The 14,497-nt window shown below is 49.8% G+C and carries 12 protein-coding genes; 7 read left to right on the top strand and 5 right to left on the bottom strand.

The annotated features are described in order from the left end of the window. Positions 1-584: 584 nt before the first annotated feature. Complete coding sequence (locus tag KKH67_14920) at positions 585-1,382, bottom strand: hypothetical protein (protein ID MBU1320474.1); 798 nt, start codon at positions 1,380-1,382, stop codon at positions 585-587. Positions 1,383-1,845: 463 nt separating this feature from the next. On the opposite strand from KKH67_14920, the gene mscL reads away from it, so the two are divergent. Next, positions 1,846-2,301, top strand: a complete 456-nt coding sequence (gene mscL / locus KKH67_14915; protein ID MBU1320473.1) for a large conductance mechanosensitive channel protein MscL — start codon at positions 1,846-1,848, stop codon at positions 2,299-2,301. Between the two features lie 94 nt (positions 2,302-2,395). Here mscL and KKH67_14910 read toward each other — a convergent pair whose 3' ends face one another. From KKH67_14910 to KKH67_14900, 3 genes are all read right to left on the bottom strand, one after another. After that, positions 2,396-3,547 (bottom strand): saccharopine dehydrogenase NADP-binding domain-containing protein, encoded by a 1,152-nt coding sequence (locus KKH67_14910; protein MBU1320472.1) that lies wholly within the window; start codon positions 3,545-3,547, stop codon positions 2,396-2,398. 83 nt (positions 3,548-3,630) lie between these two features. Next, on the bottom strand, positions 3,631-4,527 hold the full coding sequence (locus KKH67_14905) for a DMT family transporter (GenBank protein MBU1320471.1): 897 nt from the start codon (positions 4,525-4,527) through the stop codon (positions 3,631-3,633). Between the two features lie 32 nt (positions 4,528-4,559). After that, a complete protein-coding gene (locus KKH67_14900) occupies positions 4,560-5,066 on the bottom strand; it encodes a peptide deformylase (protein ID MBU1320470.1) in 507 nt (168 codons plus the stop codon). Positions 5,067-5,255: 189 nt separating this feature from the next. Between KKH67_14900 and KKH67_14895 the strand changes: the two genes are divergently transcribed. The 3 genes from KKH67_14895 to lpdA all read left to right on the top strand — a co-directional run bounded on the left by KKH67_14895 (position 5,256) and on the right by lpdA (position 8,209). Beyond that, on the top strand, positions 5,256-5,816 hold the full coding sequence (locus tag KKH67_14895; protein MBU1320469.1) for a porin family protein: 561 nt from the start codon (positions 5,256-5,258) through the stop codon (positions 5,814-5,816). Between the two features lie 2 nt (positions 5,817-5,818). Then, positions 5,819-6,346, top strand: coding sequence for a hypothetical protein (locus KKH67_14890; protein MBU1320468.1), 528 nt, complete (start codon positions 5,819-5,821; stop codon positions 6,344-6,346). A gap of 456 nt (positions 6,347-6,802) precedes the next feature. After that, positions 6,803-8,209, top strand: coding sequence for a dihydrolipoyl dehydrogenase (gene lpdA, locus KKH67_14885; GenBank protein MBU1320467.1), 1,407 nt, complete (start codon positions 6,803-6,805; stop codon positions 8,207-8,209). A 416-nt stretch (positions 8,210-8,625) separates the two neighbouring features. On the opposite strand, the gene KKH67_14880 is transcribed toward lpdA, so the two are convergent. Further along, positions 8,626-10,140: a carboxypeptidase M32 gene (locus KKH67_14880; protein ID MBU1320466.1), complete on the bottom strand. Its 1,515-nt coding sequence runs from the start codon at positions 10,138-10,140 to the stop codon at positions 8,626-8,628. A gap of 456 nt (positions 10,141-10,596) precedes the next feature. On the opposite strand from KKH67_14880, the gene KKH67_14875 reads away from it, so the two are divergent. From KKH67_14875 to KKH67_14865, 3 genes are all read left to right on the top strand, one after another. Beyond that, entirely contained in the window at positions 10,597-11,205 is a 609-nt protein-coding gene (locus tag KKH67_14875) for a fibronectin type III domain-containing protein (GenBank protein MBU1320465.1), read from the top strand. A gap of 314 nt (positions 11,206-11,519) precedes the next feature. Continuing rightward, positions 11,520-11,864 carry a hypothetical protein gene (locus KKH67_14870; protein ID MBU1320464.1) on the top strand — a complete coding sequence of 115 codons (345 nt, stop codon included), beginning with the start codon at positions 11,520-11,522 and terminating at the stop codon, positions 11,862-11,864. A gap of 16 nt (positions 11,865-11,880) precedes the next feature. Continuing rightward, complete coding sequence (locus KKH67_14865) at positions 11,881-14,064, top strand: sigma 54-interacting transcriptional regulator (GenBank protein MBU1320463.1); 2,184 nt, start codon at positions 11,881-11,883, stop codon at positions 14,062-14,064. Positions 14,065-14,497 lie beyond the last annotated feature (433 nt).

The following is a 14,497-nucleotide window of genomic DNA, read 5'->3' as shown; positions in this document are numbered from 1 at the left end:
TTCAGTCTATCACGCTCCTCCTTCGATAATCGAACGATGTACTTTTTCATCGACCACCTCCTTGTTTGCACAAATATAGCGCAAACAATTTCGGAAGTCAATGACATGCCCAATAATATCATGTTGACGGGACACTAGGTGCCGGGATATGGATTTTCTACTACGTGAACTCAGTCAACTATGATGATAGCCGATATTTGGTCAGGGAAGAGCTTGCCCGGATTCAGAGCAATCTCAAAGGTGGGTATCATGTTGTGTCCCCGCTGGGAGACACAGTCTATTGTCACTACATTGAACCATGTATCTTGGAGAATCACTCACTTACCGGTTTGTGGGACGCAGAGAAGTCCTCCGCAATGCTCCGGCTCGCCGAGGAATGCAGGCTGTTCAACCACAATCGGAGTATGGCCATTTCGAGGTTTGCTTCGTTGGAAATGACGCGTAGAAGAGACACGCAGTTGGTAGAGATCCTCACCGACGACCTAAATCAGATAAGGTTGGACATAATTGCCAATTGTTCAAGATTGATGAGCAGAATAAAACCAGCGGAGAGAAGAGATGGATGCGAATCCAGAGGGAGACCGCTAGACGAATAAGATACTTTTACCGGACAGGCGCAGCGCCCATATCGCCATGTGCCACGGGTTGTCTCTCTTAATAAGGTCCAGTTCAGCTTGGTACATATCAATCTTGGATTGGGCATAGTAAACTTGGGCACGCCAGAGTCGTAGAACGTTCAAATCTTCTGGATAGACTGTTTCACACGAATCTAGATATATCAGGGCAGAAGCCCATTGATGATCTCCAAAGTAGCCTAGCGCTGCATAGTAAATCGCATCGTGGTCTTCGTTTCCATAACGGACCATCTCGTTGAATACTTCTTTCGCCCAAGGGTCAGCATGATCAACTTTGGCGATCGCGATTGCTCTGTCCCATTTATCCTGCACCAGGAGGCTGTACTCCGTTGGCACTTTCGATGGCACAGGTACCGCAAACCTGTTCTCAGTTGCGGATGCACATGCCCAGCGGTGGTTTCTCACAATCTGAGAGTCGGACGCATTCAGCGCCTTTGCATCATCCAATAATGCTCGCGCCTTGGCGAAGTTCTGCTCTGAAAAATGGATCAGCGCCAGTCGTTTGAGAACCTCGGCCCTCTGATCTGTGGAGCAGGCACTATCCTCAGCGTCTTGGAAATGAATGCGCGCGGCTGCAGTATCGCATGCTTCAAGCATTCGATCTCCAAAGTTCATTATGCTGTCATATCCCGGACAAGGTTCCTTAATCGCGATAGTAGGCGGATCATCTGGAGTACCTAAATTCAAAATATTGAAAGGCAACCCGCCGATCGAAGCGATAACGATAACTGCTCCCAGTCCGAACAACTTCCTCATGATCGTCAGCCTCCAATGGCCGTAGCCATTCGTATAGTCCCTTTCACTTGGCGTTTATATTAGATATAGAGTACAGAAAACGCCTTACCACTGAATCGTAACCAGATTCAGTATCATCTGCTTCTCGGATATTACAGAGATCTGAGCAAGATGTCAAGTCGAATTGTGGCAATACCGGACAGGATAACTTCTGTTAGCAGGTGTCTTTGTAAGCCAGTCGTTTGTTGTCATGTTTCTACGAAGAGCGAGAAGCAATCTCGCATGCATCCTCGCCATGATGTCTGTGTTGTCACAAGTAAACTCCGTCGCCGATATGACGTGCGCTTTTTTTGTTGATCTAATATACCCAAATTGTCTATCATTTTGTGGGAACTCCTGATTGACATCTATAGTTATGGTGGCTGATTTAGAAATGCATAAGTAGTATTGCATAAGGAGGAGACCATTTATGGGAATGGTGAAGGAATTTAAGGAATTTGCAGTCAAGGGCAATGTCATGGACATGGCCGTCGGTATCATCATCGGCGCAGCATTTGGGACAATTGTCAAGTCTCTCGTCGCCGACGTGATCATGCCACCGATCGGATTGCTCCTGGGCAATGCCGATTTTTCGAATCTGTTCATTGTGCTGAAGGATGCAGCTGCGGCTGGACCGTTCGCAACTGTCGCCGCAGCGAATGAAGCCGGAGCTGTTACACTCAATTATGGTGTGTTCATCAACACCATCATCAGCTTCGTGATTGTTGCATTCGCAATCTTCATGGTGATTCGAAGCATGAACAAGCTCAAGAGAAAAGAGGAAGCGCCAGCAGCAGCTCCGACTACCAGGGAATGTCCTTTCTGTTTCACGGCAGTCTCTTTGAAGGCGACGCGCTGCCCGAGTTGTACGTCTGAACTGAGAACGGCTTAACTCATCTCCAACCCGGTAAATCCCGACTTTGTCGGAGAGCTCCACGTCGGGCAATAATTGTTGAGCTACTCAATGAAATCTGAAGCTGTAAGACCTAAAGGTCGGTCCAGATAGTCTCAAAGACGATCTTTCGCTTCGCAAGTTCTTCGAAGAATGGTTCCGGAGGCACGGCCAGTTCCTGCGGCACCGTTCCGCGAGCGGTGATCCGGCCATCAGCCTGCATCTGCGAGATGATAATCGCAGGAAAGGCTGTCATTCGCATCATGGCACTCAGACCCGTGCTATCGTCATGATAGTCAATCAGTCGGTACTTGAGGCTTTTCAGCTTGCCGGAGATTTGTCCGACGAGCTCTACCTGAACCAGCACGGAGTCTTTGTCGTCGTTCAGCAGGGCCTCTTCGAATATTGCGCCGGTGACTGTTCTCGGAGTTACTTTTTTCCCGCCGGCATAGATTTTCTCTGGGGAGAAGAAACCGAGGTCCATCAGCATCTTCATTTTCTCGCAATGCCCGGGATATCTGATAGTCTTATAGTCGAGATTTTCTGTCTTGCCGAAGTATGTCTTCACAAGTGTTGACGTTCCTCCCGACGTTGTGAAGGCTTCCAGCTTTTCGAACGGTGTTGGGAATGATATCTCCTCGATCTCGCTCAACGGTGGCAGCATGACAAGCTTGCCGTCGCGAATTGCGCGTACCGGCTCGACATATTCGTTTATCAGTCCCTCCACTGAGAATACCAATTTGTAATTGAGCGGAGGTTCAGGATGCTGAGGCAGTCCGCCGACGCGAATGTGAATATCTTTGAGCACATCAAACTGACTCTCGCCGTGTGCGACGACGACTGAGACCATTCCGGGGGCAAGCCCGCAATCCGGGATTATGGAGATTCCGGCTTTCTTCGCCTCGTCTGAGAGCGTCATCTGCTCATCTACCACCGAGTTATTGCCGCCGAGGTCGCAGTAGTGCGAACCGAGTTCGACCGCCAGTTTCGACAGTTCATAGTTGTATTTGTAATGGATTGCGCCGAGAATAGCCTTCGATCCAGCCAGCTTAGTGCGGACGTCGCCAAGGTCGTTTACATCGATAGCGATCGGGTCAATTCTGTCGTCACCGAACCTGTCCCGGAGCTCTCTTGCATTGTCGATATCAATATCTGCCGCGATGATTCTCGCAATTTTGTTGTTCTGTGTCAGATCATATATTGCTGCTGTTCCCATCATTCCACAGCCGAGTACAGCCAGTTGCATATTGTCCTCCTTAGATCGGCCAAGTATAATGGTCGGGGTCGGCTTTGTCCAGTGTTACTTGAATCCTGGTCTGAACTTGTCGACTACTGAGTCACGGGTGGTTTCTTACCGGATCTGCTCAAACCGCCCAGATAGATCGCCGCTAACGCAATTATCGCTCCTGCGATCTCGATTGCGGTAATAGGTCTCCCGAAGAGCATAATATCCCAGACAAATGCCAACGCAGGCTGAAGCAGCAGAATCAAACCGATTCGCGAGGCTTCAACGAGCGGAATGCCCATCGATATCACTACCCATCCGCCGACCTGGCAGACCATGCCGTAGCTGATCAGGACGAGGATCGAGGCATTATCCGGAATGACGAAGCTCTCGCCTAATGGTAAAGCCATCATCCCGAGGAATATCGCGGATGAAATCGAAATCAGGGCGACGACCGGCATCGATGAGTCAAGTCTGGCGGCTGTACCGATTCTTCGGAATATTATCAAATATGATGCGTACATCAGAGCGGTGAGTATGCCGAAGAGTACACCGAGTTTGTATTCGGCCTGCATCGTGCTGAAGTCAACACCGACTATCATAGCGAGACCGATAATAGCAGCCGGGATTGATACTGCAAGTTTCCACGCTACTTTTTCCCGCAAAATGATAAATCCGAAAGCCGCCAGAAAGAAGACCTGGAAATTGCCCAGTAGTGTCGCCAATCCAGGACCGACAAAGTGAATACTGCGGTGCCAAAAAGCCAGGTCTGCAGCAAACACAAATCCACAAAGGCAAGCTAACATCAGAAATCGAGATCCTCTGAACAATTGCTGCCGTCTCACAATGACGATCCCGAGAAGGAGCAATCCACCGAATAGCATTCTGTAAAATCCGGCGACTGTCGGGCCGACATCGGCTAGCTTGACGAATACCGGCGAGAAGCTGATCATGATGGCACCGGCCAGGAGAAAAATCGTGCCTTTTTGTGAGTCGGTCATGCGTTTCTCTTCAATGACATATTGCTGACTATTCAACTGCTTTCGAGCAGGTTTGCCTGACTCTTAAGTGCAAAAGACTGACCATCGATGGCTCTGGACACCGCGAGAATGCCGTCGAGGTGGTCGCACTCGTGCTGAAGCAACTCTGACAGGTTATCTTCCAGATCGAGCGTCACCTTGTCCCATGACAGATTTCTGTACGATATGAGACAGCTCCTGTGCCGCGCTACTTTGACAAGTAACTCCGGAAATGACATGCAGTCGTCCCAAAGTTCAATCATTTCTCTGCTCATGTCGCTGATAACCGGATTAATCAAGATTTCCGGTTTGTCGACTTGCATGTATATAATACGTTTCATCACTCCAATCTGCGGAGCCGCAATCGCTCTTCCTACGCCGTGCCTCTCCCGGAAATCACGAAGCGTATCCTGGAGATCCTGCACCTCTTCTGCGAGATTGTTCAGATCGCTCTCCTGCACTGCACAAGAGATCTCTTGCAGCAGAGGATTGCCCAGAAGCAGGATGTCTTTAATTGCCATACATCTCCACGCGGTTATCTTTCAGAGTATAACATCATATTATTATATGCTGATGGTTTGCGCTACGCTCGCAAAAACTGTATGCCGACTACGAATATTGAGTGAGATAAATTTCATGCATTTTTCACTTTTCGAGGCGTGAGCCATCGCGTATATTCGTGTCAGTTACTTTAGAGAAAGGAGAATTTCTTGCGCAAATCTACAGTTTTACTATTGGCAGCGTTTATCGTATTGCTGCTATCAAGTCAAGCTTCTGCTGTGCGCTATTCTGTCGGCGGATTCGGTGGTTTGGTCCTGCCGCTCGGGATGGATGATGTCACGTCGAGTTCGATGATTGGTTTCAAGGCAAGAGTTGCCGTACTGCCAAGCATTGGGGTCGAGCCGAATTTCACAATGAACAAACTCGGTAAAGGCGAGGCGGATGTTTACGGTGAAATGCAGGAGAGGGATGGCGGTGATATCACGTCTTTTGGTATCGATCTCGTCTTTGGCGGCATTGAAGGCAATCTTGGTCTCTCCGTGTATGGCATTGCCGGGCTTGGTTCGGCTACATGGTCAAGAGAAGGACTTGACGACATTTCGAAGTTAAGCTATTTCCTGGGACTCGGCGTCGAATACGGATTCAGCCCAATGGTGTCACTTGATGTCAAGGCCAAGTCTCTGATTATGCCCAACGAAGAGGGTACCTACAAGACTCTCGGCATCTCTGCTGGTCTCAATGTTTACTTCGGCATTGCAGGAGGTCTATAGTCATGAAGAGAATGCTAAAGTTCGCTCCTCTGCTGGTCATATTGGCCTTCGCTGGATGTAACATCATCACGGGCAATGTCTTGATCGTCATTGAACTCGATGACGCGACTCTTCAGACCAACGATGACTTCAAAGTCTGGAAAGTGAGCAAAGAAGAGCATGGCGAGTGGAAGGATCATGAGGCTGATATCAAGCATGTCGTCGATCTTGGATTCAGTTTAATTCTCGATAATAGCAGAGGCACAAGTCTAGCCACCGGCGACTTCTATGTCTCCAAAGATGGCACACTTGGCACTGCCGCAGAGGTTATCGCCAATGCCACAATGGTATTGGAAGACATCACTGTTGATCCAGGTGCGACGAGGAAGATTACCTGGCAGCAGTCGTACGAATTCCTTGGGAATTTCGATACTCTCAAGAAGTTCGTTATGGATGGCGAATTCTATTTCTATGCCGTCGGTATCGGAACACCCCTCGATCTTGATCTTAAAAAGGTTGCTATCATTTTGACGATTAACGCGAAGCCGTAGTTCGCGTTCATTTGATCCAATTGAGTCAACAATGCCCCCTGCTGTTACTACAGCAGAGGGCATTTCAATGCTGTATCGATCCAGATTCATCCATTTATTGTTGGCACTCCAGATGGCCGGTAATCATACTGACGGTGGATGCGAAGTTACGATATCGATCCACCATCCTCAATACAGAGAGCCTCTTGCTGCCAGGCAGCGAGAGGCTTTTATTTTGCGTGTTCAGAGGAGTTATGTAACGAGCCGGACACTCGGAAGAACGATTGACGCTTGCCGGTTGCAGACCCAATTGATCGGCTATCGTTGTTGACTTAGGATCAGGATTGATTTAGCTTCATGCGAGCGGGACCGGTCGATTCCCTCCCGGATTCGACATCATGCTATTGAGGTGTCAGGATCGCGAGGATCCTGACCTACGATTTGTTGTGAAAGTACTCGTGTTTGAAAGGATATATGATGAGCGAACAATATGATATTGCAGTGCTGGGTGGTGGACCGGGTGGTTATGTTGCGGCTATTCGCGCCGCACAGCTCGGGGCCAGGGTCGCTTGCATTGAGATCACCAGACTCGGGGGCGTCTGTCTCAACTGGGGTTGTGTCCCGACAAAAGCGATGATAGCTTCCGCTAATCTCTATAAGAAGATATTGAACGCCGATAAATGGGGCATTAAGGTGGAAGGCGAAGTGACGGTCGATCTCGCTGCTGTCATGGCGCGGAAGGACAAAATCGTCGATGGGCTTGTCAAAGGTGTAGAGTTTCTATTCAAGAGCCACAAGATCAATCTCATCGAAGGTCGCGGTGTGCTGAAGTCTCCCGGTAAGATCGAAGTAGAGAAGGCCGACAGATCGAAGGAGACCATCAATGCCAGGAATATCATAGTGGCGACTGGTTCAAGCCCGCTGAATATCCCCGTATTCCCATTCGACGGCAACGGCATCCTGTCATCGAATGACATGGTCTCTCTGGACAAAATCCCCGAGTCACTTCTCATTATCGGTGCGGGCGTGATAGGATGCGAATTCGGGTTCCTGATGTCGCGCCTCGGCTGCAGAGTCGAAATGGTCGAGATGATGCCGCATGCGCTTCCGCTTGAAGATGAGAGCGTATGCAAACTGATCCAGCGAGAATTGAAGAAGTCAAAGATCAAGCTCCATCTTAGCAAGAAAGTGGCGTCTGTAGAACGAGGCCCCGACGGCAGGATGGTATCGTCAATTGAAGATGGCCCGAGGATAGAGACCGAGAAAGTGCTTGTGTCAATCGGCAGATCGTTTAACACAAAGAATATCGGGCTCGAAGATATCGGCGTGGAGCTCAACAAGAACGGCTCGATCAAAGTTGACGAGCGGATGAAGACCAATGTTGACGGTGTATCTGCGATTGGCGACGCCGCCGGCAAGTACCTGCTGGCGTATACCGCCTCTGCGGAGGGTTGCATCGCTGCCGCCAACTGTCTCGGCCAGAACAAGAAGATCGATTACACCGGCGTGCCGAGCGCAATCTTCACAGATCCTGAAGTCGGGTCGGTCGGTTTGAAGGAAAGCCAGGCGATTGAGATGGGGCGTGAGGTAAAAATCGGCAGATTCAGGTTCATCGCTCTCGGCAAGGCGCAATCTGAGAACGAGACAGAGGGTGAAGTCAAGATTGTCGCAGACGCGAAGACCGACAAGATTCTTGGCGTTCACATTGTCTCGGCCCATGCTACAGATTTGATTCATGAGGGCGCGGTTGCGGTCAGGCATGGGCTCACAGTCGAGCAACTCGGTGACAGTTTCCATGCGCATCCGGTCATGGCGGAAGCGATGCTGGAGGCGTTGCACGACGTACACGACCTATCGATACACACATTACCTGCTAAGAAGTAAGAAGTGGTGCACTGGAAGTAGTGGCTGCGCCAACGCGCAGAAGATGTCGATTTGCGCCAGTTTGTACTCGCACGATCTGCGTAGGCTTAAGTCCTTATTAAACAACGTATTAATGGTGGCGCGCAGCTCTTGTGCGTCATTTCTGGCGCAGCTTGTGCGGAAAAGTCAATAATCCCGATTCACGGCTCGCGATTCATTGCAGCTCGTATCTCGCTACTGTTCAATCGATTGAAGGTTCATTCCAGTCCGAAAATGGAGTTTGGCACAGGTTTTGTTACTCTTTGGGGTGTCAGTTACTCTAGGTACTTGATTTGGCGGTGAGGGTACTAAGAGGAGGGGATGGAAGGAGTTTTTTCGGAGACGAAGAAACTCCTTCCTGTTTTCTGCCAATTAACTCTATCGAAATCTACCAGCGATTAGATTCCATACAATTTCCCGAATTTGGACTTCAAATATGTCATCATCGGTTCATGATTGAGCGGTTTTCCTGTAACTTTCTGCACCAGTTCCCCAGCGCGATACCTCTGACCATGCGAGTGGATGTTCTTTCTTAGCCAGTTTTTCAGACCTGAGAAGTCACCCGCGGCGAATTTCTGTTCGATGTCCGGCATATCCTCTTTCGCCTTTGCGAAGAATTGAGAGGCATAGAGATTGCCGAGAGCGTACGTAGCGAAATAACCGAAAAGTCCGGCGCTCCAGTGGATATCCTGCATGCATCCTATGGCATCATTCTCCGGAGTCAATCCGAAATATTCAACGAATTTCTCATTCCAGGCAGATGGTAGATCTTCAGCTTTGATCTTCCCGGCGAATAAGTCGCGCTCTATCTCGAAACGGAGCAGTATGTGCAGATTATATGTTACCTCGTCTGCCTCGACTCTTATAAACGAAGGCTGGACGTTATTGACGGCGAAATAGAAATCTTCGAATGCGACTCCGCTCAGTGATGGAAACGTCTTCCGAGCCTTAGGATAGAAGTACTCCCAGAACGGTTTGCTTCGTCCTACGAGATTCTCCCACATTCTCGACTGAGACTCATGGATACCGAGCGAAACCGACTCTGCAAGAGGTGTACCGAAATGTTGTTGAGGAAGACCCTGCTCATAGATGCCGTGACCGGCCTCATGCAGGATTCCGAATAGTGCCTGGCCGAGATGGCGAGGATTGTATCTGGTCGTAATTCGGCAATCGCCGGGCGCAACCCCGCTGCAGAATGGATGAGTCGTAACATCAAGCCGTCCCGATTCAAAGTCGAATCCAATCGCCGCTGCGGCCTCATGGCCGAATTTCTCCTGCAGATCGGCAGGATAGTCGTTCTCGATTATAGACATATTCGGACGATTACCTGAATCGACGATAGCCTTAACGAGAGGGACCAGTTCCTCTCGAAGTTTAGCGAAAACTTCGGAGATTGTCTTCACCGTTGCATACGGCTCGTAGTCGTCGATCAGCGCATCGTACGGCTCAGTCTCATAGCCATAGGCCTCCGCCTGGCGATGTTTGAGATCGATGACCTCTTTCAGTTTCGGCAGGAATATCGAGAAATCTGATTTCTGCCTTGCTTCCGCCCATACGCCCTGCGCCAGCGATGTGACTCGCGCAAGTTCTTCGACAAGATCTTTCGGAAGTTTGACCGCTTTGTCATATTCCCTGCGGATCTCTCTCATGACGGCTGCTTTCCCGGAATTCCCATCCGATACGACATCGGTGCCTTCAATGGCAGAGATCAGTTCACCGATATGCGGCGAAGTGAATCTCTCGTGAATCATCCCGGAGAGCAGCGCGACTTGTTTGGAGCGACCTTCGGCACCGCCTCGCGGCATGTAAGTCCTCTCATCCCAGTATAGTAGCGCCTGGCAAGAGCCGAGAGTGGCAAGTTCGCGACGTATCTGAATTAGTTCATCATAAGCTTGTTGGGGTGATGGTGACATTCTCGAGTTCTCCTTGATTATCATTTCGCATACATATAACCACCTACGGACTAATTCGCAAGAGGTTTGTTGGGCGCAAATTAGTGCTGGCTTTGCCGCCCTCGCCAACATATATTTAGCGTCAGAACGCGGGGTCATTTACCCCATCGCGGGACAGAGATCTAATGCGCAGATCGAATTTGCAACACAGCATATCCGCTTCATGCCGTCTCTTTGTGCGTTTACATCGTGGCATTGTGAGCTTACAACCCGGCTCGGAAAGTTTACATCGTCGCAATGTAAGATTGCGGAGCAGCTCTGTATGCTTACATCGCGGCATTGATCGTTTCCATCGTCGAATATTAAGTTGACATCGTGGCGTTGTATGTTTACAACAAGGCAGATTAAGCATCCATTTATGCGCTGCAATCGATACATGTAGGGGTTAAATTCTTATACAAGGGGAGGTTACGCAAAATGGCACGTTTTCCAAGGACAGAGGCAGAAATTCTGGCATTGGCTCAGGAAATGGCAGTGGGGCTTGCCGCAAATGTGGCAATCTATCCAGCGCCGCCGGTCAGCACGATCGACCTTACGACAGCGTTGAGTGACTACACAAACGCGAAGAACGCGGCGGTGGCCGCGCAGGCGGCTGCGGAGCAGGCAACGACCGACAAGGACGTGGCACTGGAAGACTTGACAGACGCATTGAAGACGGATATCCGCTATGCGGAAAATACTGTCGATTTCGACGATGATAAACTGAAGCTGATCGGCTGGGCTGGTCGCGCCGCCTCGACAGCATTGGAGTTGCCCGGTCAGCCGCGACTGCTTGAGACTGTCCAGCAAGGTGAGGGTTGGGTGATGCTCGACTGGAAAGCGCCATCCGAAGGCGGAAAGCCGAGTGCATATAAAGTAATGCGACGAGAGCGGCCGAGTGGCGAATGGGCAGACGAGGCTACGGCCGTTTTGACGGAGATAACTCTCGTCAATCGGGATCGCAGCAAAGAATGGGAGTACCGCATAGTCGCGACCAACAAGGTCGGTGACGGTCCAGCAAGCAACACGGTGATGGCGGTGCTGTAATAGCGGTCTATCAAAGGTTAATCCTTGAAGCAACAGGTCGAAGTCGATGGACCTCGACCTGTCCGACTGTAGGCTGGAATGTCTTCACTGGGTGTGACCGGGAGCATAGGAAAAAAGATGATACAAGTCCAAAAAACTTGATTTTGTACTGACAGGTTCTGACAGTGGGCTCTCTTATACTTAGAGCGATAGAATACTGGTGTATTGTAAGTCGGCATTTCTGCATGGCCTTAGATACGGAAGGACGATGCTGACAACTGAGTTGAGCAGAGAGCATTTGAAGAATAGATAGTACTCTAACGGGAGATGTGACAATGAAACGAGTGATCCTGTCCCTCACCCTCGCGTTGTTCATGCTGGGATTGGTTGTTCCCCCGATCTCGCATGCTACAGACAGCGCGACATCGGCTGCATCGAGCAGAAGCTCTGTTGCCGATGAAAGCACTCCTGCCCGAGAAACCAAAACATTCCCACCAAAGTTAATGCATAGGTCGCTGAGACCTATAGTTGAGAGGTATCTGATAATTGCATCGCCGTTGACCGGCATAATTGTGATCGAAATAGAGGGGCCAAGCCTTTCTGATACTCCCCCCGGCAAGAGAATAAGCGACAGACGGCCGGAAGGAGACGACGGTGGCTGGGAAGAGCACACAAAATAGTGACACACGATTAGCTATGCATTCGAAGATACAAACATGTGACGCGCAGGTTCTTGAAGCTGAACAGATGATGCTGCAAGGGCTTTACGAAGATGCACTTGCGGCGCTGACCGACTGTCGAAAGAATCTCGTTGGGTCCACAGATACTCAATCAAAGATTAGAGTATATCAGCAACTTGCCAAGTGTCTATGCGAGGTGGGCAGATACAGAGAGTCCTTGATCAAAATAAAGACCGCAATTCGCTTAGCTCACCGAATTGATGACTGGGCGTCTTATGCCGAGCTAAAGCTTGATCTAGGACGAATTCTGTCACGTGTGGGCCGATTTCGCGAAGCTGAGCAGGAATTCAATGAATCATATGTCTTCTTTCGAAGCTCGGGTGACCACAAATCAATGATGTATCCATTGAATTACTTAGCACAGATTCACTACTTGACCGGAAATCTTCGAAGGTCGTGTGAAGTCATAGAATTGTCCGTCGAATGCGCACGAAAGTTCCATTCTCAGAGAGATGTAGATATCGATCGTCGAAATATGGCGCGGATTCTAATGTATATCGGAGACTTTTCAAGAGCTGAGTCGATTATCGAAAATATTGTAGCTGATGATACTGATCTGTCAGCATCCGCTAATCTGTTATTGCTCAAGGGGAAATTACGTCTCTACAGATTAGAACTCCCATTCGCACGCCATGCGATTTCATCAGCACTGAGCACCTTCGTTTCAATTAAGAGCAATCGTGACATAGATGTTTGCAGAGAGTACTTAGGATTACTGAATTATGAAGACGGCAACTATGCCAAGGCGCGTGAATATTATCAGCAAGTCCTCGATATGCCGGAACCGACTGCATCGGCGGTTGCACAGACATTGCGAATGCTGACGGATGTCGACATTGCTGAAGAGAAGTTCGACATTGCCGAGAAGACAGCAGCTAAAGCCGGGGCGGCTATCACGAAAATCAACGAACGAATCGAACTCGGTGCGCTCTGGCGTGCTTACGGTCAGATATATACTCACAAGAAAGAAACTGACACCGCTCGCGACTACTTCAAGAAGTCGATTGACTTGCTGCGCGAGATAGGCGCGAGGTATGAGCTCGCGCTGTCGTACTTCGCTGCGGGTAAGTCTGAGTCATACAGTTTCGATGAACGCCTGCGTCATCTCGAAATGTCACGAATGCTCTTTATCGAAATGGATGTCCCGAAGCGTGTCGAGCAGGTCGAAAACGCCATCACTCAGTTGCGAAGAGATGCTAATGTATCTGCTGCTTCACGGAAAGCTGATCAGGCTGCACCGATAATCATCACCGGCAACCGTCAGATGAAGGAGATTCTTTCTGCAGTTGAGCGAATTAAAGACACATCTCATACAGTACTCATCACCGGCGAGACCGGCACCGGCAAAGATCTTCTCGCCGAATATATCCACAGGTCATCGACCCGCGCTGACAAACCGTTCCGGATTGTAAACACTGCCGCAATCCCGTCTGAACTACTGGAATCGGAGCTTTTTGGGTTCCGCAAAGGGACGTACACGGGCGCGGCGTATGATAAAGTCGGTCTGATCGAATCGGCTGAAGGGGGGACATTCTATTTCGACGAAATCGGCGATGCGCCACCGGATGTGCAAACGAAGATTCTAAGAGTGCTTGATACGAAGAGTGTGCGCAGACTCGGAACGACATCTGACATCAAGGTCAATGTACGGTTTGTCGCAGCGACAAACCTTGACTTGATGCAGATGATGGAAGAGGGTTGTTTTCGCAGCGATCTCTATTATCGCTTACAGGAGATGCCCATCCACCTCCCCCCACTCCGCAACCGTCTCGACGATATCAGACTGCTTGTCGAGTTCTTCCTTCAGGGAACCGGCTTCGACAATGCAACGACCGACAACGGCAGTTTTGATGTGCTGCTTGAACGTCTCAATAACCATAGTTGGCCTGGGAATATCCGTGAGTTAAAGTTCGAAATCAATCGCATGATAGCACTCGCGCCGGGAAACAACATTGATGATCTGTTGAAAGTGCCGAGTGCCATCGGCAACACTGACGAGAGCATCGACAAAGTGACTATCGAACGAGAGCAACTTGTGGACGCACTGCGTCGCGCCGACGGGAACCAATCAAAGGCCGCCCGAGAGTTGGGCATACCCGAATCGACCCTCCGTTATCATATGAAGAAGCTCGACATCTAAATCTTCCGTTCTCCTCCATTCAATTCGCAGACTCGCAGAAGATTCGCAACAGTTGCGAATTATCAATTGCTTGTGTCACAAGGGCATAGAATGTCGACTCGCAACACCTCGTAGAAAACTCGCAACTATTCGATGGTCGCAGCTTGGTTCGACACATCGAAGGCGACAGCTTCCATCGACACTCACCACCACCTATCATACTGACAATCACTGAGTTGTGCTCCGGATCAAGTCTGATATCTCGCAGGAGTTTCCTTTTGGCACACCCTTTGCGATGTACTTGTTCAGCCACTTGCGGACAGAGAGGGGGGATTGATTAGTGGCTGATACGTGAACGTCTAAGGAAACCTCTCGACACTGCAGAGTACCAGGCCGGGTTCTGTACGGGGGACAGGGAATGCAAGCGCATAGAGCCCGGCCACTCTCCCGAGTG

Source organism: Candidatus Zixiibacteriota bacterium, from assembly GCA_018820315.1.
Classification (GTDB): domain Bacteria; phylum Zixibacteria; class MSB-5A5; order JAABVY01; family JAHJOQ01; genus JAHJOQ01.
Note: the sequence above shows the minus strand (reverse complement) of the source record. Positions and strands in the feature narration are given on the sequence as shown.